The organism is Mucilaginibacter galii (assembly GCF_014635825.1).
Taxonomy (GTDB): Bacteria; Bacteroidota; Bacteroidia; order Sphingobacteriales; family Sphingobacteriaceae; genus Mucilaginibacter; species Mucilaginibacter galii.
Genome location: NZ_BMDO01000007.1, coordinates 222,296 through 247,433, shown reverse-complemented (window position 1 = coordinate 247,433; position 25,138 = coordinate 222,296). Strand labels below are relative to the sequence as shown.

Here is a 25,138-nt window from a genome sequence, read left to right as displayed (position 1 = left end):
TTAACTCTTACGAGATTAAGGTTGTGTTCATTAATTAGTATATTTAACTTAATTGTTAACATATATTTATCATTAACAACATTTTTTTTCAAATACCTAGGATAATAGATTTATAATTTATAATTTTCGCTCCAGAAAACTATTTTATTAACTCAAACAATTTACAAATGAAGAAAATTCTACTTATTCTTCTGGCTTTGAGTATATGTGTTGTATCAAACACATTTGCGCAAGGCAGAAAGATTACGGGTAAAGTGACTGGCGCCGATGACGGGCAGCCTTTACCTGGTGTTAGTGTGGTCGTTAAAGGATCTACCAGCGGAACGCAAACCGATCCAAACGGGAATTTTACACTGAATGTTCCTACAGGTGCAACTACATTAGTTATTAATTATGTAGGTTTTGTCACTCAAGAAGTATCTATTTCGGGAACTGATAATGTGACAGTGTCATTAAGGTCTGATGTAAGATCACTAAATGAAGTTGTAGTATCAGCTGGTTATCAATCACTGCAAAGAAAAGATTTGCCAGGTGCTGTATCAATAGTTGGAAGTAAGGAAGTCGAGCAAAAACCAATTGCTTCATTTACTCAACTTTTACAAGGTACTGCTCCAGGATTGCAGGTTACAGGGTCAAGCGGTAGACCAGGTGCTAACGCTTACATTAGAATTCGCGGTACTGGATCGATCACAGCGTCATCAGAACCATTAATAATTGTTGACGGTGTTCAAGTTTCCACCACTGCTTATAATGGATTAAATCCTAATGATATTGAAAACGTTGTTGTATTAAAAGACGCTGATGCCACTGCTATCTACGGTTCTCGTGCTGGTAACGGTGTATTAGTTGTAAATACAAAGCAAGGTCGTCCTGGGGCTCCAACAGTAAGGTATTCATTTCAGTATGGTAAAACTCAAGCACAGAAGCTCAAAAATGTTAGCTTGATGAATGCCCAAGAGAAATTGCAATACGAGTATGAATTGGGCTTTACTAATGGTACGATAGATACTATGATTACAAATAGGGGATATCCAGCTGGTACTGATATTACAACTTTGACACCTACTCAACGTACTGACTTATGGAATTTAGCTATAAGCAGAGGTGCCGGCGATTGGAGAGATTATTTATTGCAAAATGCGACTACAAAAACTCATGAGTTAGCATTATCTGGTGGTGCAGATAAGATTAAATATTATTTATCAGGTAACATCAGTGACTATCCAGGTGTTGAAAGATTTTCAACATTTAAAAGAAAAGGTGGTAGGTTAAATGTCGAATATCAAATAAAAGACTGGTTTAAATTAGGTACAAACATTGGTGTTACCCAGACCCATGATAATCGAGTGCGTGAGGCATATAATTCACAAAATTCGTATGGTGCATTGTTTTTCTTTAACCCTTACGAGCAGGTTTACAATGCAGATGGTAGTTACAATACCACATTGTCTAACGGCTTTTCACCTTTAGAAGGAGCCGTTAACAACCCTGTTTCTTACGACAGATTAAATCAATTCGGAACTTTCTTTGGAGAAGCTCGTTTTTTCAAACACTTATTATTGAGAAGTCAGTATGGTATTAACTATAACACATTGAAATATCAATCTTATTTACAACCTGGTTCAAACTTAGCTAGCATATTGGGCTATAACCAAAAGCAAGACCAGATTCAACAAGATTTTTTCTATACATTTACGAACACAGCTAATTGGTTACAAACTATAGCTGATAAACATAATATTAACATATTAGCTGGAACGGAATATAATAAAAGCAACCTTTATTCCCTCAGCGCAACCGGAAGAGGTTTTCCATCTAAAGACTATACTACTTTAGAAAACGCTGCAACTCCTACAGCTGCAACTACGTCTATAAATGAGTTTGCTTTGATATCTTACTTCGGACGAGTACAGTATGATTTCGACAAAAGGTATTCAATTAATTTAAGTGGACGTCGTGATGGTTCATCACGTTTTGGTGCCAATGTTAGATTTGCGAACTTTTATGCCGTTGGTGCGGGTTGGGACCTAAGACAAGAGAAGTTTTTTACTTTGCCTGAATGGGTGACTGACTTGAAGTTACGAGGTTCATACGGAACTTCCGGTAACAACAACATAGGCAATTATGAAGCTTTGGGTACTTATTCATTAACTGGAAGATACAATGATCAAACCGCTGCTGTACCGGCAAGGTTGGCAAATCCAAACCTTACTTGGGAGACAACCTATGCTAAAGACATTGGCCTAACTTACGGTTTTCTTGACGGTCGCATAACTGGTGAGATAGATTATTACTCGCGTAACAATAAGAACTTGTTATATCAGGTTCAGGTTTCACAAACAACTGGTTTTTCTTCATACACAGGTAACATAGGCGCAGTTAGAAATTACGGTGTAGAATTTGCAGTTACAGGTAACGTAATTCGCAAGAAAGATTTTAGATGGGATGTAACGTTGAATTATACACACAATGACAATGAAATTTCTGAACTTTATGTAGATAATGCAAGTTTAGCTTCATCCGCTGGTTTTGGTCAACTTGTTGTAGGACAGCCTATAGGAACGTTTTATTTAACACGCTATAAAGGAGTGAATCCTGCTAATGGTAAAGCTGTTTATTATAACCGTGATGGTAGCGAAACCGAAACTTACCCAAGTGGTCAAGAGGTGTTATTAAATGGTAAATCGCCAAATGTAAAATACTATGGAACGGTTGGAACTAATTTATTTTACAAAGGAATAGATTTCTCTGCTAGACTGTACTATTCCGGTGGTAATTACATTTACAACCAAATCTTGCAAGACGCTACTTCTAACGGAAGTTCAATCCAATCTAATCAGTTTACTGAGGCTTCTAATTATTGGAAAAAACCCGGTGACGTAGTTCTTTATCCTAATCCATTAGACCCTACTCAAGCTACAGTACATGATTCCGATCAGTATCTTGAGAAAGGAGATTATGTAACTTTAAGAGATGTTACCTTAGGTTATACATTAAATAACAAACTTACCAATCGTTTAAAAGTTAAGAGTATTAGAGTATTTGCTCAAGGTACTAACTTGGCAGTATGGACGAAATTTAAAGGTTTACCAGAGGTTGGTGATTCTAATAACGAACGTACAGACTATCCTGGAACCTTTAACCTGTACGGTTACCCGCCAATTAAAGGTTACACTTTTGGTATTGATGTTAGATTTTAATATTGAAAAAAGTAAATTTTTATGAACAAAAGAATATATACAGCTGCGCTAAGTGCTATACTAATAGCCGGTTGCAGTAAGGAAAAATTAAATTTATATCCTTATAATCAAGTTGCTACTGAGCAAGCATTTAGGAGCGAAACTGACGTTACATTTGATATAAATGGCATGTATAATGGTTTGCGCACTTCGACTTCCTATTTTGTTAACGGGATTTGGAATATTTTAGGTGACGTTTTGTCTGACAATCTTGTACTTAACACTCTAGGCAGACAAAGTTTAAAAAATCCCTATTATGAGTATCGTTACTCAGCCACAAACACTTATGGATTATTTGGTAGCGGATATAGCATTATAAGGCGTGCGAATGCTATATTAGAGAATATAGAGAAATTTCCCAATGGAACTTTCAAAAATAACGCAAAAGGTGAGGCTCTTGCTGTAAGGGCATTGGTATACTTTGATATGAGCAGGGTATACAGTAAAACTTATCTAAACGCAAGTGATGCTGATTTTACTGTTCCCTACGTAACTACAACTGATGCAACCATTACACCAGCTAATGAACCAGTAAAAGGTTTTTATGACAAAGTTATTGCTGACCTTACGCAAGCAGAAACTTTAATAAATGCTAATAATTCTATCTCTGCAAGCAACACTGTTAGTCGCTTGAATAAAGCTGCAGTTGCCGGCTTATTATCTAGGGTTTACTTGTATAAAGGTGATTATTCAAATTGTATTGCAGCTGCTAATCGTGCATTAGGTACAACACCTAACGTAGGCTCGCTTACAACGTTTGGTAGCATTTGGACTGATGCAACAGATGCAGGTGTATTATTTAAAGTAAAAAATACAAACTTGGACAACTTAAATGCTCAAGGTGTAAATTATTATCAAACAGTTAGTCAGGGAATTAAATCTGAATATAATGTAGATTATAACTTTTACCAGTTGTTTGCTAACAATGATATCAGAAAGACTATCTATATTCAGACGAGTCCATACTCTGCAGTTAATTATAACCATGTTATAAAATATGCTGGTAGACCAGGAACACCTGTTGGGGTAGTTGATGCGAAAGTTTTGAGAACTGCTGAAGTTCTTTTGAGTAGAGCAGAAGCTTATTATAGAAGCAACAACGTTGCAGGGGCTGTTGCCGATTTAGTTTTGCTAAAATCCAACCGCTACACGGGATACGTGGCTGCGACGGATAATGCTTTATCTGGAACTGCACTTTTAAATGAAATTTTACTGCAAAGGAGGTTGGAGTTAGCGTTTGAAGGTGATCGGTTCTGGGATTTAAAACGGTTGAATTTACCAGTTCAACGTGCTAATAAAGGTGATAAAGCCGATGGAACCGGAACTGCACCGCTATTTACTACTTTAGCCGCTGGGGATTTTAAATTTAATCTTCCTTACGAGCAGACTGAGCTCAATTTTAATAAAAACTTAAAGCAGAATCCAGGTTATTAATCATCATTTTGCTAACAAAACACCCGACGTCAGTAATGATATCGGGTGTTTTATTTATATCCTAAAGGTATTATTGTTTAAATTCTCATTTAATATAAAGGCTTTATCAACCTCCTTCAAAGACCGTTTAATACGACATGTGCTTATTTCAGAAGAGTGTGATATTATTGCACTTTCCGCATATTCATCACTATCCCCATTAAAGATCAAAGCTCTCACTTTGATCTTTTTTTGTTTCAAAAGTTCGAGTGATAGGAGGGTGTGGTTTATGCTGCCTAAATAGTGTTTAACAACCAGTACAACTTCGGCATCAAATTTTTGAATGAGGTCAATAATAAAATGCTGGTTATTTAGGGGTACCATGAGTCCGCCTGCGCCTTCTATAATAAGTTGGTTATCTGTCTGAGGTAGCATTATTTGATTCAGATCAATGGCGATGCCGTCCAGGTCTGCCGACTTATGTGGTGAAAAGGGCTGTGTTAACCGATAGGCTTCGGGTTGGAACTTAGAGATTGGATTGGAGATGAGGGCTTGCACCTTCATGGTATCAGTGTTATCTAAATCGCCCGATTGAATGGGCTTCCAATAGTCGGCTTTGAGCTTTTCAACTAATATGGCCGACACTACGGTTTTACCCACATCGGTGCCTATACCGGTTACAAACAAAGGTGGTTTATTTGCCATTGATAGAATTTTTTATGTGGCCGGCAAGTCCGGCAATTTCTTCTGTTGTATTATACGCATGCAAACAAATTCTTAACCTTTCTGTGCCGGTGGGTACAGTAGGGCTTAAGATGGGGCGTACATCATATCCATGATTCTTTAAATGCACTGCTATTGCTTTTGTTGCCTCGTTGCCGCCAATCGTCAAGGTTTGAATGGCCCCGGTGTTCAATAGTGCCTCAGCATCGCCCATTAAATTATTGTAGAGCTCAATATTAAACTTGAGTGTGTTGACTACAGGTGACGATTTTTCTAATAACTGATAAGCCATTTTAACAGCCGCTAAGTTGTGGAAGGGAGCAGCCGTAGTGTAAATGAACGAGCGGGCAAAGTTAATGAGATATTGGCGGAGCTCATCGCTGCCCAACACAATGGCACCATGGCAACCTAAGGCTTTCCCAAAGGTTATCACCCTTGCAAATACTTTGTCTTCTAAATTAAGATGATTGATTAATCCTTTACCAAATACGCCAAATGCGTGCGCTTCGTCTACAATTAAGGCGGCGTTGTAGCTGTTTACCAGGTTAACAATAGATATCAGTGGGGCAAGGTCGCCATCCATGGAATAAACACTTTCTATAACCACATAACATAAACCTTGCGCATTCTTCAATTTCTGCTCCAGGTCATCTAAATTGTTATGCTTAAAACTGTAGCGTTTGGCGTGGCTTAGTCTAATACCATCAATGATGGACGCATGAGCCAGTTCATCGTGTATAACGGTATCGCCACGCTGTGGTACAGATGATAGTAAGCCCAGGTTAGCATCGTATCCAGAATTAAAGAGTAAACCCGCTTGCGCATGATGGTAAGTGGCTATGTTATGTTCCAGTTCTTCTGCGTAACGGGTGTTACCGGCTAAGAGCCTGGAACCTGTTGAACCATTTAGAGCTGAGGGGTGATTGCTTATCTCTTCGCTGATAAGCGCTTTTAGTAGCGGTGATCTTGAAAAGCCGAGATAATCATTAGAACAAAAGTCAACCAGTCCATTTTCGGGCTGTAATTGCCGATAGGCATTTAATTGTTGCCTTGATTGTAGCTTTTGTTGTAAATATTCTTGCGCGGTCAACTTTAAAAATTTGTGCTAAAATAAAAAAAGCGGCTCATCGCCGCTTCTTTTATAAATTATTTTTGTGATGGTGGAGGGTTACCGCCGCCGCCACCCTGGCGCATTCTGTTCATTCTTTCAGCTTGCATTTTGTCAAAAGCTTCTTTTTGCTCAGCTGTAAGCAAGGCTTTAACTTTAGCGTTATTAGCTTCCATAATTGGGCGATAAGCGCTCATCATAGCTTGTCTGTCGCCGTTGCTGGCAGTTCTTAGGCTGTCCATTGATTTGGCTTGCGTTTGATAAATAGCAGTAATTTTTGATGTTTGATCATCCGTAAGTTTCAACTGTGTTTGAAGGCCCTTAGCTTGTTCTTCAGGAGTCATTCTTTGTCTGCCGCCACCTTGGGCAAAGCTAACTGCGCTGATTCCTAAAACGAAACAGCATAACATTAAGATCTTTTTCATACTTCTAAGTTTGTTTAGTTTTTGATAAAGATATTTGGTAATGGTTTAATAACCAACATGTAACTTAATTGTTGCTTTGCAACTTGGAGATCGATTTCTGCATCTCGGACATCATGCTGGTCAGGTTCTCGATACTTGGTTCAGGCATTGGTGTTGGCAACTGGGTAGATAAATATGCCTTGGCTTTCCAGATCTCCAAAATATCTTCGCCGCTCACTTCGTACGGTTCGTAAGCTGTATTATCAGAAAGCAATTTCAATTTCTTATTGTCGCGATATTTGTTACCTACACGCTTGTACACTACACCCTCTGTTTTCGATAATATTACATAAGTATCGCCTGCTTTAACATCGGCCCAATTCTCCACATACTCACCTATAATAACAGTACCCGATTGTAGGGGCAGCATGGAGTCGCCTTTAATTTCGAAGGCCCGGAAAGTACCCTGCTTAAACATGGGCAGGTAGAATTTAGGTAGTTGTGCTACGTATTCAGGGTCGGCATATCCGTTCAAATAGCCGGCACTGGCCTTTACCGGCACCATTTCAATATTTTCGTTGTCTTCTTTATCAACAGTGATACTCAGCACCCGTAAGTTGGCCGGATTTCCCTTAGGTTTAGGTGCCCATTTTTCGTTGATGGTTTCATTAATAAAATCATCAACGCTGATTTCAAAATACAATGCTATCTTTTTTAGCAGATCGTATTTTGGATCGGCACGGTCTTCTTCATAAGCACCCACTAAAGAGCGTTTAATGCCTATTTCATCAGCAAACTGCTGTTGTGTAAGACCTTTCTTCTTTCTAAGGAATTTAATATTTGTTGAAATAATTGACATAAAATTTGGAATTACTAAATTTGTTAGTAAATTTATGCTCATAAAGTTAGTAACATAATTTCATTTAGCAAAATTTATTATCAAATGAAACACTATATCTATATCATAACCGACAGAAACCGTACAAATCTGCACGTTGGTCTTTGTACTGATATGATAAAAACGCTTCAGTTTTATTGCGATATGCCTACGTTGTTTTTTGACAAAGCGCAGCAATTAAACCGACTGGTGTATTTTGAGGAGATGAATACCGAAGAGCAGGCCATGGAGCGCTTCAAAACGATGAGCACATTCACCAGGGCCCAAAAAGAAAAAATGATCAGATCTGTTAATCCGGACTGGATAGATCTGACCATTGGTTTAAAAGCGGAAAACAATATGCGTGTTAGGCCATATCTGCGTCCGTCTTTAGGAACGGCTAAGCGTTCTATTGTTTTTTAACAAACTTCAGGGCGCCTGAGTTCATGCAAAATCTTTTACCGCCGCGGTCTTCGGGTCCGTCGTCAAAAACATGGCCCAGGTGCAAACCTGTGCTTTTTTCAACAACTTCCATACGCTCACCATCGGCATCTTTGATAACGGTAACTTTACTGTTGCTAACCGGTTTGGTAAAACTTGGCCAGCCGGTGCCACTTTCAAATTTATCGTCGGAAGTAAATAAGACCTCGCCGGTGGCAGCGCTCACATATACTCCTTTTTCATGATTGTTATAATACGCGTTATGGAAGGGAGGTTCAGTGCCTTTTTCCACCATAATGTGGTATTGATTGGCGGTCAATGTTTTTTTCCATTCGGCTGCGGGCTTGCTTAACGTGCTTTTGGCTTGTTTATTTTGTCCGTTACTATTTTCGCAGCTTAGCATGCAGCTCAACAATGCTGCACACATAATAATCATCAGGTTTTTCATACCTTAATGAACGAAAAATAAACTGTTATAGTTTTTGGCAGGCCAAAGACTTACAATGCCCTGTCTTTTGGAATAAGAACCTGTGTAGTATAATGCATAGTTCCGTTGCTTTGCTTAATATCAAACTGGCTTACAACGCTTTTTCCCCCGTTTTCGTCGTATAAAACGATGTTGCGGTTTTCGTCAATGCGGGCTATGAGTTTACTGCCCGATAGCGTGAGCAATGCGGCTTCTCCTTTGCCGTCTTTGATAAGCTTGTTCAACTCTTTTGCGGTATAGTTTCCGGGTACGGCGTGATAGCTTAACAAGTTGATGAGCTCGTACTTATGGGCTGGCTTAGTCAGGGTATCAAGTTTTTTGCCGAGCTTTTGGGTAAACGCCGTATCTGATGGTACGAATACGGTCAGAGGGCCACGGCTTTTAAATGTGCCCACTAAACTTGCCGCCCGTAATGAAGCCAGGAAAATAGTATGCGTTTTAGATGAAGTTAAATTTTCGATAAAGTCTTTAGCCGTGTTCATGGCTTCGCCATTCACCAAAATCACCTTGCCGCCGTCAGAGTTTTCTGACCGCACAGAATCCTGAAATGACGAACCCCGAGGAGGAGTTACGTTTTGTGCTTTTGCTACAGTGAAACAGGCTAACACGAGGAAAATGGAAAATATGTTTTTCATAGCTAATTACTATAACCTTTAATATATAAAGGTGTTTGCAATCCATAAAAAAAGCGGCTTATGCCGCTTTTTTTATGGGGGTAGTTCATTTACCAACCCGGTGTAAAGTTTAAGCCAAATACCGGTTTTTTAACATCGGTGCGGTTAAATGGAAAAGCATAATAAGGCTCCAAAATAAGAGCACCAAATAAATTTACCCTAACTGATACCCCTACGCTTAGTGCAGGGACACGCTGATTGTTGTTATAAACTGCATCAAGAACAGGCTTACCATCGGGGTCGAGCACGGGCTTATTGGTATTAGGGTTTATCAGTGGGGTATAACCCACAAGATCGGGTGCCCGCTGAAATTTGATCTGGCTGCCTTTGTTCCAGGCTAAACCGGCATCGAAAAAGAAGTTGAGCTCGGTAAACAAAAACTTTGATGGAATGGCCGATAATTTTTCGGGACCTGTAAACGGTATGCGCACCTCAAAATTAGCCACAGCAACCCGTGACCCTGAAAGCTGATCTATCGTAAATCCATTACCTGCCGCTGTACTGGTATTATTATAAAAGCTCTGACTTTCATAACCGCGGATGAGGAATGGATAACCAATAAAATAGGGATAAAGTGCATTGTTATCTACGTTTTTACCAAAACGGCCAAACATATTAAACCTACCAGCCAGGGTAACCGGCTTTAAACGTACATACTTTCTCAGGTCTACGGTAGGGGAGAAAAATGTGTAAGAGCCAAAATCATATTCGGCCTGTAACCTGTACCTGAAGCCACTCAGCGGAGAGGCAATACCGAAGTAAGAATTGTCGCCCACTAAAGCCGCGCTCACTTGAAGTAGGGTAAAGGGCTGCAGGTTGGCTATACGGTTGGGGTCTTTATTGTAATCGCTGTTTGAGATACGGTTACGTTCAACGTTACTTCGTTGAAGCCCCAAGGTGTCATAATAAGTACTGTAACGTGTTACGAGGTACGAACTATGCGATATACCACCACCAAGTTCGGCACGGGTGGTACGCGAAAATGGATAAGAAGTAAAGGCAGTCGCCTGATCCTGAAACACACGGATAATATCGTAGCGCTCTTCTAAACCGGTTACAGTTTTGGTGGTTTGCTGTTTGGTGGTGGGGTTGGTTACCGTAACATCATAGTTATTAGGTACTACGTTATAATTTGCAAATTGATAAGGAATATGAGATAAGCCTGCACCAAAGTTCCAGCGGCCATCTTGCTTAATATAAAAAGCCTGTGCTCCAAAATCGTATATCTCGCCGTTTAACGATGCACCGGCGTAAATTTGATTGCGGCCTAAAATATCGCTAAATACGCCCTGCACACCGCTTGATATACCTGCACCATAACTTCCTGCACCAATACCTACACCCAATCCAACGCCGCTGCTAGCCAGGTAATCGAGCTTGAACTGCGGACGGTACGGAATGCCGCGGATAGAATCGGTGGCTATACGCTGGTAAGATAAAAAGTTGTTTAGGTTAGAGTTGATGAGATCTACCCCAACTGCACGGGGTGGTGGCAGCATAGCCGCATCAAAGTTAGTTTCGGTACTGCTTACGGTTTTTGGTTTAAACTCCGATGCCTTAGCGTTGTACAGCGCATACTTTTGAGAGCGATAGTAGGAGTAAACAATATCGTCATTAGCCGATACGCTCAGGGCAGGAGAGAACTCCGTAATGCCCGATATACCGGTAAACAGTTCCGTCATTTGTTCAACAGTGCCGTTAGCTTTATTATACCGGTACATATTGCGGAAACCATCTTTGTTAGACAGGAAATAAATTTGCTTATTATCTGCCGAATATTGCGGGTTCATGTTGTTAGCCCCGTCAAATACTTTAATATCGGTTACCTTGCCTGTGGCCAAGTCATACTCGGCCAAGTTAAAGGTAATGGTTTGCGAGGTTGAGGCATCGTATGTGGTGCGGTCGCTGGTAAAAACAATGGTCTTACCATCGCGGGAGAAGCTTGGCTGGTAATCTGAATACTTATCGTTGGTTAACTGCTTTACTTCTTTGGTGGCAAAGTTATATAAGTACAGGTCGCTGTTACCGTTGTTAAGGGCCTGGAAAGCTACCATATTGCCATCGGGCGACCACGTTAAATTACCAAATTGCTCGGCCTTGCCCATAGCAATATTATTCAGCACCCTGCCACTTGGCACCGATACCACCAGCATACGGTTACGCCCACCGCTAAAAATACTAAAGGCGAACTTCTTCCCATCTGGCGACCATGCGCCGGCCGATTCTATAAAGTTAAATTCATCAATGTGCGTATTGGAGGTCTTGCTCGTGAGCCGCCTTATAATTCGCCCCGTTTGGGCATCGGCTAAAAACAGGTCAATGGAAAAAAGGTCTTTTTCAGACAGGAAGGCGAGGTACTTACCATCGGGACTAATGGCCGGGGCCACGTTCATTTCGCCGGAGTTCTTATTATCAATTACGCGTTTACCAACGGGAATCTGAGCTGTGTCTTGTAAGTACGGCTTGTAGGTATTTACAATAGAATTCTTCCATAGGTTGGATAATGTTTTATCGTCATAACCAAAGGTGCGCCTTATACCATACTCCAACCCAAAACGAGCCGTATTTTTGAAGAAGGGAACAATAATGGTATCACCATAGGTAGACCCTAAGTATGACCAAAAAGCCTCACCATAACGGTAGGGGAAGTATTTGCTGCTTTCGGTTAGGTCGCGTATGCTGGGGATGTCTTTATTCAAATAGGCATCCCGCATCCACATGGCCGTGTAGGCGTCTTTCTTACCCAGAGAAAGATACTCGGCCATCCCTTCAATCATCCACAGTGGTAAATTATTGAGGTTGCCCAGGCTGGTTGTATCGCTTTCCAGCAAGGTATGGTATTGAAAAGCATGCACCAACTCATGCCCCAAAACATGTCGGGTGGTTTGGTTGGTTTCCATAATGGGCATTACCACACGGTTTTTCAAACCTTCGGTAACACCACCGGTACCTACACTAATTTCGCCGTCAATGGCGGTAGTTTGTTGAAAATCGGGGTGATCGGCATATAAAATGATAGGGTTGGGGCGCTTAAAAGTATCCCTGAAAACTTGTTGGTGCAACGTATACCACAACTCACTCTCCTGTGCAAAACGCTTGAGGAGGCTATCGTTCTTCATGTAGTAGTAGATCTCAAAGTGCGGGGTTTTGTAAACCTTAAACTTCAAGTTTTTATAACGCACCTTGTTTTGCCCGAAATACTGTGCCTTAGCCGATTGTGAAAATAAGCACGCGCTCATCACAATAGCCAGCAACACCAAAAGCTTTTGGACTTTACTTAGCGTGAAGTAAAATTTACTCATATTAATTAGAAAACGTTGAGGTTAAATTTATTAAATAAAGCTTTACAAAGCCTATACTTTACTGATTATTATTGGTGCTGGTATCTGGTGGGGCCACAATGCCGCTATCTGCCGGTGCCGATAAGCTATCGGTTGCCGAAGAAGTGTCTCTCGATATTCGTGGCGACTCGCACATGTAAGGTTTGGTAATTTTACTCCATGGCTTAGGGAACGGGCCATACGTGTAACCCGATTTTGGATCAGAATATACTTTCTCCATAAAAGACCCGAATATTGGCAACGCCGTATGCGAGCCTTCGCCGCTTTCTGATGAATTGAAGTGCACGCTGCGGTCATCGGCGCCTACCCAAATTCCTGTAATTAAGTCTTTGGTAATTCCCATGTACCAGCCATCTACATAATCTGATGATGTACCGGTTTTACCACCAATTTGGTTGCTGTTCTTTTTCCAGAGAATAGGGTACTCCCAAAGTGCTTGTGAGGTGCCTCCCGGTTCTTCCATACCACCACGGAACATGTAGAGCATTAACCAGGCAGTTTCCTCGCTTATAACCCGGGTCGATTTAAGTTTGAATTCGGTAATAAGGTTATTGTTATGATCGGTTACACGGGTTACCAACAGCGGGTCAATTTTTTCACCTTTGTTAAGGAAGGTACTGTAAGCACGCACCATTTCGTAAACCGAAACATCGTTTGAACCCAAAGACACCGATGGAACTGCTTTCAATGGACTTTCTATACCGCATTTATGCGCATATTCCACCACTTTATCCCAACCCACCTCCTGGGTAATTTGTGCGGTAATGGAGTTTACCGATTTACCCATAGCCCAACGTAATGACATTTCCCGGTAAGAGAAATTGAAATCGGCGTTCTTAGGTTCCCAAACTTCCTGCTTTCCATCCTCGGTGTAAGGAATAGACACCGGTTTGTCGGTAAATTTATCGCAGGGGGAGTGGCCTTGGTCAATAGCCGTTAGATATGCAAACGGCTTAAAGGTAGAGCCTGCCTGACGCTTGGCCTGGTTTACGTGATCGTATTTAAAGTACTTATTGTCGATGCCGCCTACCCAAACTTTGATGTAACCGGTTGAGGGTTCAATGGTCATCATACCGGTGTTTAATAATTTGGTGTAGTATTTAATGGAGTCCACGCTGGAGAATGTCGTATCCTGTTCGCCATTCCAGGTAAATACCTTCATGCGCTTAGGGGCTTCAAAGTATTTATTGATCTGCGTGGTATCACCATTATACTTTTTCACCAGCAATTTATAAATAGGCAGACGCTGCTCGGCTTTCAGCAGGAAATCTACGATTTCGTTCCCTTTAGAATCGCGCCATGGGTTTTTACCTCGCCATATATTGTTGAAGCGCTTTTGCAGCATCTTCATTTTTTCGGCTACGGCTTCTTCTGCATATTGCTGAAGTTTAGAGTCAATGGTAGTATAAATTTTCAGGCCATCTTCATACAGGTCGTAGTCGTTAGCTTTTAACCATTTGTCCAGCCACTTCTCTACAGCGGCACGCAGGTACGAATCGCCCTGACCTTCTTCTTCCACATGGCTTAAGTTTAAGCCAATAGGTTTGGTAACGCTGGTATCGTAAACCGGCTTCTTAATATAGCCATACTTTTCCATTTGGCTCAACACCGTATTACGACGTTCTATAGATTTAGCCGGATTACGAATGGGGTTATACGTAGAGGTAGCCTTAAGCATACCTATTAAGGTAGCCGCCTCGGCTGGGGTAACGTTATCGGGTGTTTTATTAAAATATTTTAGGGTAGCTGTTTTTATACCGAAAGAATTATTGCCGAAAGGCACGGTATTAAAATACAGCGTTAAAATTTGTTGTTTGCTATATACATGTTCAATTTTAAAGGCAGTAAGCCACTCTTTAAATTTGTAAACAATGGTACGTATAACCGGTATATGCCTGATGAAGCCTTGCGATTTTCTCTTACGGGTATTGAATAAATTTTTGGCTAACTGCTGCGTAATCGTACTCGCGCCGCGCCTGTCACCCTTGGCGGTAGAAATTAAACCGCTTAAAAAGCCATAGTAATCTACACCGTTATGCTTATAAAAGCGCACATCTTCGGTAGCAATTAGTGCATTAATGAGGTAAGGCGATAAATTTTTATACTCAATTGGAGAACGGTTTTCTTTGTAAAACTTGGCCAATAATTTACCATCGGCGGTATAAACTTCGGAGGAGACCGACATGGTTGGATTTTTTATATCCTTATAATCAGGCGAGTAGCCAAAAACCCCCATGAAATTAAGTTCTATAGAACACAGGAAAATGATAACAAAGTATATAAAGATAAGCAGGTAGCGTAGAAATCTTATGCGGACACTTTTAAACATTGGATGTAGTTGTAAGTTATACAGTTAACGCTTAGCTGGCAAACAAATACCAATAACGGAATTTTTGCAGCTAAATTTTAAGTTAACATCGTACAAATCTATTTTATCTATGCAAAATATAACTAACAATTTTAAAATTACTGGTGACAAGAAAATTTCCCTTAAAGACTTTGATACTTCTTTTTCTTCAGGATACAAAAAAGATGATGCTGAAACCATTTTAGCCGACCTGGTTTTGCAGACTGCCGAGCTGCAAAACCGTCTGTATGCCGCTAATAAATACAGCCTGTTAATTATATTTCAAGCCATGGATGCAGCTGGTAAGGATAGCGCTATTAAGCACACTTTATCGGGCGTTAACCCACAGGGATGCCAGGTTTACAGCTTTAAACAGCCCAGCGCCGAAGAGTATGATCACGATTTTTTATGGCGGCATTACAAGGCCTTGCCCGAACGCGGCCGCATAGGGGTACATAACCGCTCGCATTACGAAAACGTATTGGTGACCAAAGTGCATCCCAGCTATGTGATGAACGAAAATATACCGGGTATTAAAAGTGAAAAAGATCTGGATAAAGGCTTTTGGAAAAAACGCTACGACAGCATTCGCTCGTTTGAGGAGCACATTACCCGGAGCGGTACGGTGGTTATTAAGTTTTTCCTGAACGTATCTAAAGACGAGCAGAAAGAGCGTTTTCTGAAGCGTATTGATGATACCTCTAAAAACTGGAAGTTTTCTGCTGCCGACATTGAGGAACGCAAACGTTGGAAAGATTATATGGAAGCTTACGAAGATGCCATTAATGCCACAGCCACTGAAGATGCACCCTGGTACATTATCCCTGCCGATAAAAAGTGGTTTACCCGAATTGCCATCTCTACCATTATTGTAGATACGCTCAAAAAGCTCGATCTCAAATACCCTAAGTTGCCCGAAGATGAAGCCGGAAAGTTAGGCGAAATTAAAAGCATGCTGGAGGAGGAGTAAGCCCGTCAACCCCTCCCCAGCCCTCCCCGGGAGGGAGGGAGTTGTATGGTCTTTCTTTAAAGTCCTCCCTCCCGGGGAGGATTTAGGAGGGGCTTACTGTATGCTTATCTCATCGGCAAAGATGTACGATGGGCTGCCTTTGCTCTCGTGCCATTGAGGAAGCGGACCGTACTGTTTGGCAATTACTTTAATGTAGCGCGCTTTAGTATTTAAAGTTGCGGTGAAGGCCTTTGTTTGCGGCGACATACTGTCTACGCCTACTTTGGTTTTCACCGTAACTAGTTGGCGGTATGTTCTGCCATCGTCAGAAACCGAATATTGAACCTCTTTTGGAAATACAATCCAGGCGCGGGTATCTTGCAGGGTGGTTAGCGAAACCTGTTTTACCGTTTTCACCTGACCCATATCAACAATAGCTTCCAGATCGTTATTCTGGTAGCCTTGCCAGTTATTACCCATGCGCCAGTTGCTGGTGCCGTAAAGACCATCAATCAGCGCTTCATCGCCTGCGGCTGCATAGTTGCGAAGGTATTTGTTAGTGAGCGATATCTTGTTGTTACCCTTTAGCAGTGTAAATGTTCCGGTGTTTACAAAGCTGCTTACGCCATTTTTAATAGCAATGGCCCTGAGTGTTGTGGTGCCATAAAGCGCGATGGGATTGGTATAGCTGTTTGATCTGTTGGTTGGTAAGCTGCCATCCATAGTGTAATAGATCTTAGCAGCCGGGTCGGCACAGTTCATAGCCACAAAGATTTGCTGCTTAAAGGTTTGAGCTGTGCTAATAAAACAGGGGTTAGGTACAATGAGCGAGTCGGTTACCTGCGATACCGGCTTCTCCAGTTCCTGTACAAATAATTTATTCGGCAGCCTTCCGGTAAAAAGCTCAAACTCACCTCCATCGGCTATGTCTTTATAATCTATGAACAACTTACTGTAAGGCTTTTTATTAAAGTTCATGCCTTGCAGGTAAGTATTGCTCAGGCTTACCGCCGTGCCCGAGTTTAATACGGTAAACTTTTTGCCGTTCTCTAAATTGATTACAGTTTTTTCAAACTGCGGCAAACCCACCTGGAACTGCTGCTGTCCGGGTGCAATGTTGTATAAACCCAAAGCACTCATCACATACCAGGCCGACATTTGCCCGCAATCTTCATTACCGGCTAAACCGTCGGGCTTATTGCTGTACTGCGTGCGCATAATATTGTTGACCACCACCTGCGTTTTTTCGGGATCGGCGGTAAAATTATACAGGTAAGCCATGTGGTGGCTGGGCTCGTTACCGTGTGCGTACTGGCCAATTAAACCTGTAATGTCCGACTGCTCGCGCCCGCTTAGCGCTGCTTTAGTCGTGAATAGTTCATCCAGCTTAATTTCGAATTTTTGCATGCCGCCCATGGCCGTAGCTAATCCTTCTACATCCTGCGGCACAAAAAAGCTATACTGCCAGGCGTTACCTTCGGTGTAATTATTATTGACCTCGGTAGGCTCAAAGGGCGTATACCAGCTACCGTTAACCCTTGCCTGCATAAAGCCGTTTTGATTATTGTAAACGTTTTTCCAGTATTGCGAGCGTTTAATGTAAGTAGTGTAATCCTGCGGTTTATCCATCATTTTAGCCATTTGGGCAATACACCAGTCGTCGTAAGCGTACTCCAGGGTTTTGGATACCGACTCATTTTCCTCATCGCCCATTACTAAACCTTTTTGGTTGTACGATGCCAGGCCAAACTGGTTGCGGCTGGTGCTTGCTTTCATGGCTTCAAGGGCCTTACCGGCATCAAAATCGCGGATTCCTTTACTGTAAGCATCTACAATAACGGGGATAGCATGGTTGCCTATCATACAAAAAGTTTCATCAGATGCCAGCGGCCAAACTGGTAATACCTTGGTTTGATCGTACATGGCCAGGAAAGTTTTGATGAAATCGAGCGTGCGTTTTTTATCAATCAGCGCAAGCAGCGGGTGTTCGGCACGGAAGGTATCCCATAGCGAAAAAACTGTATAATAGTTAAAGCCTTGCGCGGTGTGAACTTGCCCGTCTAAACCACGGTATTGCCCGTCAACATCATTGTAAATGTTGGGTGCCATCATGGTATGATACAAGGCGGTATAGAAAATAGTCTGCTTTACCTTTCCATAATCAACAACCGGAGCGCTGCGCTTTGGTGCATTGTTGTAACCATACCCGTATGGGTTGTTCATATTCTGCTGGCCTTGCGGTGCGGGCGGCGAGCCTCCTTCTACATCTATTTTAGATAGTTCGGTATTCCAACTGGCTTTAGCTTGCTTTTGAACTTGTTTAAAGTCAAAATCTTTGATCTCCGCATCCAGGTTTTTCAGGGCGCCCTCGGCACTTACCGATGATATGCCCACCTTTACCAATACCTCTTTTGGGTCGTCAAACTGTATAAACATTTTAATGTTAGTACCATCCAACCGCTGTTTGCCTTGCTGAATTACATCGTTCGACGCTATGCCATAAGTTTTAAAAGGCTTAGAAAACTTGGCGTGAAAATATACGTACTGATTCTTTGCCCACGACTCCGACTGGCGAAAACCCCTGATCTCATGATCGTTCACCACTTCAATCCAGGAGTTTAAAACTTTATCGCGGTGCTTAAGATCTATGATAATATTGGCCTGATTTGTAGAAGGATAAGTGTACTGATGTAAACCGGCGCGCTGGGTAGCGGTGAGTTCAACTTCTACATTATATTTATCGAGCGTGGTTTTATAATAACCCGGCGAAGCCACTTCGTTTACCTTTTTAAAGCCCGAACGGTAATCGGTGTTTTGCAGGCGGGGTACGCCCACGGTAGGCATAAATAAGATGTCGCAGTAATCGGGGATGCCAACGCCACTTAAATGCGTATGCGAGAAACCGTAAACGGTAGTGTCAGAATAATGATAGCCCGAGCATCCGTCCCAACCTTCTAGACGAGTATCGGGGCTTAACTGCACCATACCGAAAGGAACGGTAGCGCCCGGGAACGTATGCCCGTGCCCGCCGGTACCTACAAAAGGGTTAACTAACGGCGTATAGTCTTTTTTCTTTTTTTGAGCAGATGCGTTTGGCGGAGCTATGAGGATTAAACAAGGCAATAATAGGAACGACGCTTGCTTAACTAATTTAATGAACATAGGAATATAAACTACTTGGTTTTATGCAAAATAAGCAGTTTAATATGAAAGCGCAATATTAATTAGGAATACACAACTTACTCGTCTAAAGTAAATTCGTCGGCATCTTTTAAAAAGGGGAGGGCACGGCGCGTTTTTTCAAGCTCTTCGTAATTAATGCTGAAGGTATAAAGGTCTTCTTCGTTTGGCTTGTAGTAGATCACCTTGCCATTAGGGTCAATACACATAGAATCGCCTGAGTGAAAAACCTCGTTACCATCGTAGCCGAAACGGTTTAAACCTATTACATAACTTTGGTTTTCTACGGCGCGGGCCGGTATAAGGGTACGCCAGTGCAGGGAGCGGCGTTCGGGCCAGTTAGCCACTACCAACAGTAAATCATAAACTTCATTAACATTACGCAGCCATACCGGGAAACGCAGGTCGTAACATATTACCGGGCAAATAATCCAGCCTTTCAATTCTACCAACAGCTTTTTTGTACCTGCCGTGTAGGTTTCGTGCTCATTGCTTAAAGCAAATAAATGGCGTTTATCATAACTCTCAAAAGTGCCATCGGGGCGCATCCATATGAGCCGGTTATAATATTTCCCGTTTTCGCTGATGATCAAACTACCCGTTACTACGCAGGCAAATTTTTGCGCCGTGGTGTGCATCCACTGCATGGTTTTACCATTCATGAGCTCGGCCAGCTTTTCGGCATTCATGGTAAAGCCGGTATTAAACATTTCGGGCAAAACAATAAGGTCGGTATTGGTGCGTATGCCCGATAACCGCAACGAAATATTTTGCAGGTTTTTGTCAATATTTTCCCAAAAAAGATAGCCCTGATAGGTAGTAATTTTCAAATTATCCATAGGAAACGGCTTATAAACTGGTTATATACAGGAGCTTGTACTGCTGCAATTAACTAAAAATTTACAACTTAATTAATCTTTCAACGGCTTTATCTAACGTTTCTTGCTTTTTGGCAAAGCAAAATCTCAACACATGATGATCTGTGCCTTTGCTGTAGAACGCAGATACCGGTATAGAAGCCACTCCAAACTCTTTGGTTATGCGCATGGCAAAATCAGTATCCTTTTCATCGCTTATGCCATTGTATTGCACCGATTGAAAGTAAGAACCCGAACATGGCAGCAGTTCAAAACGGGTTTGCGCCAGTCCTTTGCGGAAATAATCACGCTTTTGCTGAAATAGTTCTGCAAGGCCAAGGTAACTCTCTTCGTTTTTTAAATATTGTGCTATAGCTACCTGCATAGGCGTATTCACACTAAACACCATATATTGATGTATTTTGCGGAACTCAGCGGTCATGGCAGCAGGGGCAAGGCAGTACCCTAATTTCCAGCCGGTGGTATGAAACAGTTTGCCAAATGATGATACGATGAAACTGCGCTGCTGCAATTCGGGGTAACGGGCCATACTGTGATGTGTTTGTCCATCGAAAATTAAGTGCTCGTAAACTTCATCGCTCAAGATCAAAATGTCCCGGTTTTTTACCAGCGCTTCCAGCTCCTTAATATCTTCTTCATGCAAAATGGTAGACGTTGGGTTGTGCGGCGAATTCAAAATGATCATTCGCGTACGGTTGCTAATGAGCCTTTTCACCATTTCCCAGTTAATGCGATAGTCGGGCGGTTCCAGCTCCATTGATTTTACCGTGCCGCCCATCAATTTAATGGCAGGGGCATAACAATCATAAGCAGGCTCAAAAACTATTACCTCATCATTAGGATGTATAGCGGCGCAAATAGCCGTAAAAATGGCTTGCGTGCCCCCTGCCGTAATGGTAATTTCGGTATCGGGGTTGTAAACAGCGCCGTGCAGCTTCTCGGTTTTGTAAGCAATTTGCTCACGCAATGGCAGCAGGCCAGGCATAGGTGCGTACTGGTTATGGCCATCTTTCATGGCTTGGGTAACCAGGTCAATTAGCTGAGGAGCACAATCATAATCAGGAAAACCCTGAGATAAATTGATTGCGCCAACCTCATTTGCAAGGGCCGACATTACAGAAAATATAGTGGTGCCGGTATGCGGAAGTTTAGACAGGGACATCATTAATGGCGAAATTAGTTAATTAGAAGTAAAAAATGGGGGCTTATTAAAAAGTATATGTGGCTATACTTCACAATTGACTACTTTAGTACAATGAAGCGCAACTCTTACCTTTTCATATTTATAGTGCTGTTATGTGTTACAGCCTGTAAGCCCAAAAAAGATAAAAATGTAACTGTAGTGGGATTTGTTGATGCTTTTGAGGATGCTACCATTGCCCAGGCTAAAACCGGTTTTACCGATGCATTGGCCAAAAACGGCTTTAGCGAACAAAAAGGAAATCTTAAAATAGAATATAAAAATGCGCAGGGAAGTATACCCACGCTTACCCAGATTGTTAACTATTTTGTATCTGAGCCTGTAGACCTGCTGGCCACCAGTACCACGCTATCATCGGTTACGGCATCGCAAAAAACCAAGACCATTCCTATTTTTATGATGGTATCGCCTACGCCTGAGCGCGCACATTTATTAGATGCGCAGGGCAAGGCGCCGGCCAATTTATTTGGTACGGTAGAAGACCTCAATTACATTGATACTTCTTTTTCTTTGATCCCTAAATTATTGAAACCCAAGCAAGGCAAACTGGTGGTAGGAATGATCTATAACCAATCGGAACCACAGTCGGCCGATGCCATGCAGCGTATTAAGGAACTGGCAGGTAAGCTAAATGTGACCTTGCTGGCATTGCCGCTCAATTCATCGGCTGAGGCGCAACTGGTTACGCAATCGCTATTAGATAAAAATATTGATGCTTTTTTTGCAAATCCCGATAATACTGTGTTTGCAGCCTTTGAAACCATCTTAAAAAGCTGCGAGCAAAAAAATGTTCCCATTTTTACCAGCGAAGCCGGTTTGGTGCAGCGTGGTGCGGTGGCGGCTTTTGGTGCCGATATTTATCAGTGGGGTTACCAATCGGGCGTGCAGGCCGCACAATATTTAAAAACACATAAAACCGATGGTTTAAAGCCCGAAATGGTAAAGGTGCGTAAACGGGTTTATAACGCTGCTGCGGCTAAAAAATACAACGTAACCATACCGGCAAACTTTGAGGCTGTAAAATAGTTATGGATTTTTACCTCACCGCTTTATTACAGGGACTATGCTTTTCGGGCATTGCGTTGGGTATTTACATCTCCATGAAAATATTCAACATCCCCGATATAACTACCGATGGAAGCTATGCTTTAGGCGGTATTGTAACAGGCGTTACGCTTACGCACGCCTACCCACTATACATCAGCATAGTGGTAGTACTATTGGCAGGTGGATTAGCCGGAGCCATAACCGGCTTAATACATACCAAGCTCAAGATAAACGCACTACTGGCGGGAATCCTGGTTATGACGGCATTATATTCTGTGAATCTAACCATTGCAGGGCGCTCTAACTTGCCGCTTATTGGTACGGCATCTATTTTCAACGTACTGAATTTTACCGCCGATGTAAATGTGAATACGTTTATCATACTGCTGGTCATTGTTGCTGTGCTTACAGGTTTTATAGGCTACCTGCTCAAAACTGATTTTGGTATAGCCATGCGTGCCACGGGCAACAGCGAAACCATGATCAGGGCACTGGGTGTAAATACCGACCGTATGAAGATCATCGGGTTGGCTTTGGCAAACGCCCTGACCGCTTTAAGCGGTTTCCTCATTACCCAACAACAAGGCTTTGCAGATATTAGCATGGGCGTAGGTATCGTAATTATTGGATTAGGATCTGTTATTATAGGCGAAACGCTTATAGGCTGGTTGCGCATTACCTCGGTTTGGGGCAGCTTGCTCTTGGTTTTAGCCGGAACCATCGTATTTCAACTGGTGCTTGCCGTAACGTTAGCCGTAGGGGTAAATCCTAATTTGCTTAAAGTGGTTACAGCTGTTTTGGTGCTGTTAATTGTTAGTTTGCCACGTTTATCTTTCAGGAGTCATGATTAAGCTGGAGAACATAAGCAAAACATTTAACCGAGGCAAAGCCAATGAGGTAAAAGCCATTGAAGATCTAAGCCTAACCATTTCGGTTCAGGATTATGTGGTTATTGTTGGTGCCAATGGTTCGGGCAAGAGCACGCTGCTTAACTTAATTGCCGGTAGTACGTTGCCAGGTAGCGGCATTATAGAAATTGATAACCATCCTGTTACCCGCCTGCACGACTATCAGCGCAGCCGCTGGATAGCACGTGTTTTCCAAAATCCCTTAAGTGGAACTGCTCCCGATCTGAGCATTCTGGATAACTTTAGGCTGGCTGCATTACGTACGCAAAGCAAGGGTTTGCGCATTGGAACAAATAATGTCTTTAAGAAGGAGGTACAAGAAAAGATAGCTTTGCTTGACATGGGTTTGGAGAACAAACTGATGCAACCCATGGGCACGCTATCGGGCGGACAAAGGCAGGCGTTAACATTGCTCATGAGTGTGATGGACGAGTGCAAGATTTTACTGCTTGATGAACCTACCGCAGCTTTAGACCCCCGATCGGCCAGGTTGGTAATGGAAACCGCAGATAAGCTGATTGCCGATTTTAAACTGACCGCTATTTTAATCACTCATAACCTAAAAGATGCGCACACGCATGGTAACCGGCTTATTCATATGGCCGAAGGAAAAGTGATCAAAGATTTTTCGAGCGAAAAAAAATTAAATTTAACGCAAAATGATTTATTTGAATGGTTTAGTTAGTTAACCCCAATAATGGCAAAGTAATTGTATTAGCAGGTGTATCTATGAAAAACAATCAATTTGCACCAATCAAAGATGCTTACCAATTAGTGCAAGGCGCTAAAATTAAGGGCATTAAACACGAAGAAATATTTGAACTTGGCAGTTATGACCCCGATAAACGTGGTTATACCGTTTACCCCTATGAAGACGGCGTTAAATTCAATGATTTTAGCGTAATTGTAAGCGAAAAAGAATTAAAAGACCACTATGTAATTGAAGGTGTAAATGTAAATATGCCTATCATGGCAGCTGCACAGGTTCCGTCTGCGTTAACCAGCCTTGGTTTAGCCAGTTAATTATATCATTTTATAAAAATCTGCCTCGGTTACCATTCCGGTTGCGCTAAATTACTTTGGCTTACCGGGATGGTAATCACATACTACACTAATCCCTTTATACGGGGGCAATTACCTCATCTTTTTTTGTTAATTGAAATTTGTATATTTGTGCAAATTTTTAACAATGCTAATTCTAAATCATTTCTGCCAAGCGTTACTTACGCGGCCCATGGGGCTGATGCAGGAGGGTTTTGCCGTTAAATAGCTTTCCTGCCTTCATGCTGATCGTGTTTAGATCAGAACCTTTCAAATCATTTTTTATTGAATTACAACCGGATTATTATTGAGCCGGTTTCCATTTATCGTTTATCATGGACACTTATTATACTATTGATGAAAAGTACTTACAGGCAGTGGAGGAGTACCAGTATGGCGAAACTCCTAAAAGCCTACAATTACTTAATGAAATTATAGCTGCCGAACCTTTGTATGCCCGGGCATATTACCAGTTGGGTTTATTGTACTATTACCAATTAAAAGATTACCAGCAGGCTGGTTATTGTTTTAAAACCTGCACCGAATTGGAGCCGGCGTTTCCAGATGTGTATGTGCATTATCTGAAACTGCTTGCCTTTTTAAATATGGAAAAGGCACTAGAGGCGGCCGGTAGCAAAGCTTTGCAAACACCCGGTGTTGACCAATGCAACGTTTATATTTTGCTTGGCAAGCAGGCCGAAAAAAATCAAAAGCTTACAGCGGCGCACACCTACTATGAACAGGCCTATGCAATAGCCACACGCAAATCGGCATTGCAATATATTGATGAAAGTTTGGAACGGCTGGAAGCTAAACGGCAACGCTCGGCTGCATTTAGGTATAGCTTAGCTTAATACAAGCGCCGTCTCTTTACAGAGGC

At 42.0% G+C, this 25,138-nt stretch carries 20 protein-coding genes; 9 read left to right on the top strand and 11 right to left on the bottom strand.

Going from position 1 to position 25,138, the window contains the following annotated elements:
- Positions 1–167 precede the first annotated feature (167 nt).
- A complete protein-coding gene (locus tag IEV61_RS14025; RefSeq protein WP_188417651.1) occupies positions 168–3,200 on the top strand; it encodes a SusC/RagA family TonB-linked outer membrane protein in 3,033 nt (1,010 codons plus the stop codon).
- Positions 3,201–3,221: 21 nt separating this feature from the next.
- The gene (locus IEV61_RS14020) at positions 3,222–4,673 is read left to right on the top strand and encodes a RagB/SusD family nutrient uptake outer membrane protein (protein ID WP_188417650.1); all 1,452 of its coding nucleotides are present in this window, start codon (positions 3,222–3,224) and stop codon (positions 4,671–4,673) included.
- Between the two features lie 54 nt (positions 4,674–4,727).
- On the opposite strand, the gene bioD is transcribed toward IEV61_RS14020, so the two are convergent.
- The 4 genes from bioD to IEV61_RS14000 form a co-directional block, all read right to left on the bottom strand.
- Positions 4,728–5,357 carry a dethiobiotin synthase gene (gene bioD / locus IEV61_RS14015; protein WP_188417649.1) on the bottom strand — a complete coding sequence of 210 codons (630 nt, stop codon included), beginning with the start codon at positions 5,355–5,357 and terminating at the stop codon, positions 4,728–4,730.
- Positions 5,347–6,465, bottom strand: a complete 1,119-nt coding sequence (locus IEV61_RS14010) for an aminotransferase class I/II-fold pyridoxal phosphate-dependent enzyme (RefSeq protein ID WP_188417648.1) — start codon at positions 6,463–6,465, stop codon at positions 5,347–5,349. Before IEV61_RS14010 ends, bioD begins: the two co-directional genes overlap by 11 nt.
- 56 nt (positions 6,466–6,521) lie before the next feature.
- On the bottom strand, positions 6,522–6,908 hold the full coding sequence (locus IEV61_RS14005; RefSeq protein WP_188417647.1) for a DUF4890 domain-containing protein: 387 nt from the start codon (positions 6,906–6,908) through the stop codon (positions 6,522–6,524).
- A 64-nt stretch (positions 6,909–6,972) separates the two neighbouring features.
- A complete protein-coding gene (locus tag IEV61_RS14000) occupies positions 6,973–7,746 on the bottom strand; it encodes an XRE family transcriptional regulator (protein WP_188417646.1) in 774 nt (257 codons plus the stop codon).
- Positions 7,747–7,830: 84 nt separating this feature from the next.
- On the opposite strand from IEV61_RS14000, the gene IEV61_RS13995 reads away from it, so the two are divergent.
- A complete protein-coding gene (locus tag IEV61_RS13995) occupies positions 7,831–8,187 on the top strand; it encodes a GIY-YIG nuclease family protein (protein ID WP_188417645.1) in 357 nt (118 codons plus the stop codon).
- Here IEV61_RS13995 and msrB read toward each other — a convergent pair.
- The 4 genes from msrB to IEV61_RS13975 all read right to left on the bottom strand — a co-directional run bounded on the left by msrB (position 8,174) and on the right by IEV61_RS13975 (position 15,036).
- Entirely contained in the window at positions 8,174–8,653 is a 480-nt protein-coding gene (gene msrB / locus IEV61_RS13990) for a peptide-methionine (R)-S-oxide reductase MsrB (protein ID WP_188417644.1), read from the bottom strand. The two genes, IEV61_RS13995 and msrB, sit on opposite strands and share 14 nt — an antisense overlap.
- Positions 8,654–8,703: 50 nt before the next feature.
- On the bottom strand, positions 8,704–9,327 hold the full coding sequence (locus IEV61_RS13985; RefSeq protein ID WP_188417643.1) for a fasciclin domain-containing protein: 624 nt from the start codon (positions 9,325–9,327) through the stop codon (positions 8,704–8,706).
- 89 nt (positions 9,328–9,416) lie between these two features.
- The gene (locus IEV61_RS13980; RefSeq protein WP_308472332.1) at positions 9,417–12,668 is read right to left on the bottom strand and encodes a basic secretory protein-like protein; all 3,252 of its coding nucleotides are present in this window, start codon (positions 12,666–12,668) and stop codon (positions 9,417–9,419) included.
- 58 nt (positions 12,669–12,726) lie between these two features.
- Positions 12,727–15,036, bottom strand: coding sequence for a penicillin-binding protein 1A (locus IEV61_RS13975; protein WP_188417642.1), 2,310 nt, complete (start codon positions 15,034–15,036; stop codon positions 12,727–12,729).
- A gap of 109 nt (positions 15,037–15,145) precedes the next feature.
- Between IEV61_RS13975 and IEV61_RS13970 the strand changes: the two genes are divergently transcribed.
- Complete coding sequence (locus IEV61_RS13970) at positions 15,146–16,024, top strand: polyphosphate kinase 2 family protein (protein WP_188417641.1); 879 nt, start codon at positions 15,146–15,148, stop codon at positions 16,022–16,024.
- A gap of 93 nt (positions 16,025–16,117) precedes the next feature.
- Here the strand turns inward: IEV61_RS13970 and IEV61_RS13965 are convergent, their stop codons facing one another.
- The 3 genes from IEV61_RS13965 to IEV61_RS13955 all read right to left on the bottom strand — a co-directional run bounded on the left by IEV61_RS13965 (position 16,118) and on the right by IEV61_RS13955 (position 21,226).
- The gene (locus tag IEV61_RS13965; protein ID WP_188417640.1) at positions 16,118–19,165 is read right to left on the bottom strand and encodes a GH92 family glycosyl hydrolase; all 3,048 of its coding nucleotides are present in this window, start codon (positions 19,163–19,165) and stop codon (positions 16,118–16,120) included.
- Between the two features lie 77 nt (positions 19,166–19,242).
- Positions 19,243–20,022 (bottom strand): amidohydrolase, encoded by a 780-nt coding sequence (locus IEV61_RS13960; protein WP_188417639.1) that lies wholly within the window; start codon positions 20,020–20,022, stop codon positions 19,243–19,245.
- A gap of 61 nt (positions 20,023–20,083) precedes the next feature.
- On the bottom strand, positions 20,084–21,226 hold the full coding sequence (locus tag IEV61_RS13955) for a methionine aminotransferase (protein WP_188417638.1): 1,143 nt from the start codon (positions 21,224–21,226) through the stop codon (positions 20,084–20,086).
- 90 nt (positions 21,227–21,316) lie between these two features.
- Here IEV61_RS13955 and IEV61_RS13950 point away from each other — a divergent pair, with 90 nt between their 5' ends.
- From IEV61_RS13950 to IEV61_RS13930, 5 genes are all read left to right on the top strand, one after another.
- The gene (locus IEV61_RS13950; protein WP_188417637.1) at positions 21,317–22,288 is read left to right on the top strand and encodes an ABC transporter substrate-binding protein; all 972 of its coding nucleotides are present in this window, start codon (positions 21,317–21,319) and stop codon (positions 22,286–22,288) included.
- Positions 22,289–22,290: 2 nt separating this feature from the next.
- Positions 22,291–23,160: an ABC transporter permease gene (locus tag IEV61_RS13945; protein ID WP_188417636.1), complete on the top strand. Its 870-nt coding sequence runs from the start codon at positions 22,291–22,293 to the stop codon at positions 23,158–23,160.
- The gene (locus IEV61_RS13940) at positions 23,153–23,902 is read left to right on the top strand and encodes an ABC transporter ATP-binding protein (RefSeq protein WP_188417635.1); all 750 of its coding nucleotides are present in this window, start codon (positions 23,153–23,155) and stop codon (positions 23,900–23,902) included. The genes IEV61_RS13945 and IEV61_RS13940 overlap by 8 nt, the downstream gene beginning before the upstream one ends.
- Before the next feature lie 44 nt (positions 23,903–23,946).
- Positions 23,947–24,240 carry a hypothetical protein gene (locus IEV61_RS13935; protein WP_188417634.1) on the top strand — a complete coding sequence of 98 codons (294 nt, stop codon included), beginning with the start codon at positions 23,947–23,949 and terminating at the stop codon, positions 24,238–24,240.
- 353 nt (positions 24,241–24,593) lie between these two features.
- Positions 24,594–25,112: a hypothetical protein gene (locus IEV61_RS13930; RefSeq protein WP_188417633.1), complete on the top strand. Its 519-nt coding sequence runs from the start codon at positions 24,594–24,596 to the stop codon at positions 25,110–25,112.
- The last annotated feature ends 26 nt before the right edge of the window (positions 25,113–25,138 follow it).

What these genes read in the sequence shown, in the direction of transcription:
- IEV61_RS13970 (WP_188417641.1), top strand. Translation starts at nt 15,146, where the DNA reads ATGCAAAATATAACTAACAATTTTAAAATTACTGGTGACAAGAAAATT.
- msrB (WP_188417644.1), bottom strand. Translation starts at nt 8,653, where the DNA reads ATGAAAAACCTGATGATTATTATGTGTGCAGCATTGTTGAGCTGCATG.
- IEV61_RS14020 (WP_188417650.1), top strand. Translation starts at nt 3,222, where the DNA reads ATGAACAAAAGAATATATACAGCTGCGCTAAGTGCTATACTAATAGCC.
- IEV61_RS13945 (WP_188417636.1), top strand. Translation starts at nt 22,291, where the DNA reads ATGGATTTTTACCTCACCGCTTTATTACAGGGACTATGCTTTTCGGGC.
- bioD (WP_188417649.1), bottom strand. Translation starts at nt 5,357, where the DNA reads ATGGCAAATAAACCACCTTTGTTTGTAACCGGTATAGGCACCGATGTG.
- IEV61_RS13980 (WP_308472332.1), bottom strand. Translation starts at nt 12,668, where the DNA reads ATGAGTAAATTTTACTTCACGCTAAGTAAAGTCCAAAAGCTTTTGGTG.
- IEV61_RS14025 (WP_188417651.1), top strand. Translation starts at nt 168, where the DNA reads ATGAAGAAAATTCTACTTATTCTTCTGGCTTTGAGTATATGTGTTGTA.
- IEV61_RS13995 (WP_188417645.1), top strand. Translation starts at nt 7,831, where the DNA reads ATGAAACACTATATCTATATCATAACCGACAGAAACCGTACAAATCTG.
- IEV61_RS13975 (WP_188417642.1), bottom strand. Translation starts at nt 15,036, where the DNA reads ATGTTTAAAAGTGTCCGCATAAGATTTCTACGCTACCTGCTTATCTTT.
- IEV61_RS13940 (WP_188417635.1), top strand. Translation starts at nt 23,153, where the DNA reads ATGATTAAGCTGGAGAACATAAGCAAAACATTTAACCGAGGCAAAGCC.
- IEV61_RS13950 (WP_188417637.1), top strand. Translation starts at nt 21,317, where the DNA reads ATGAAGCGCAACTCTTACCTTTTCATATTTATAGTGCTGTTATGTGTT.
- IEV61_RS14000 (WP_188417646.1), bottom strand. Translation starts at nt 7,746, where the DNA reads ATGTCAATTATTTCAACAAATATTAAATTCCTTAGAAAGAAGAAAGGT.
- IEV61_RS13955 (WP_188417638.1), bottom strand. Translation starts at nt 21,226, where the DNA reads ATGATGTCCCTGTCTAAACTTCCGCATACCGGCACCACTATATTTTCT.
- IEV61_RS13935 (WP_188417634.1), top strand. Translation starts at nt 23,947, where the DNA reads ATGAAAAACAATCAATTTGCACCAATCAAAGATGCTTACCAATTAGTG.
- IEV61_RS13965 (WP_188417640.1), bottom strand. Translation starts at nt 19,165, where the DNA reads ATGTTCATTAAATTAGTTAAGCAAGCGTCGTTCCTATTATTGCCTTGT.
- IEV61_RS13960 (WP_188417639.1), bottom strand. Translation starts at nt 20,022, where the DNA reads ATGGATAATTTGAAAATTACTACCTATCAGGGCTATCTTTTTTGGGAA.
- IEV61_RS14005 (WP_188417647.1), bottom strand. Translation starts at nt 6,908, where the DNA reads ATGAAAAAGATCTTAATGTTATGCTGTTTCGTTTTAGGAATCAGCGCA.
- IEV61_RS13985 (WP_188417643.1), bottom strand. Translation starts at nt 9,327, where the DNA reads ATGAAAAACATATTTTCCATTTTCCTCGTGTTAGCCTGTTTCACTGTA.
- IEV61_RS13930 (WP_188417633.1), top strand. Translation starts at nt 24,594, where the DNA reads ATGGACACTTATTATACTATTGATGAAAAGTACTTACAGGCAGTGGAG.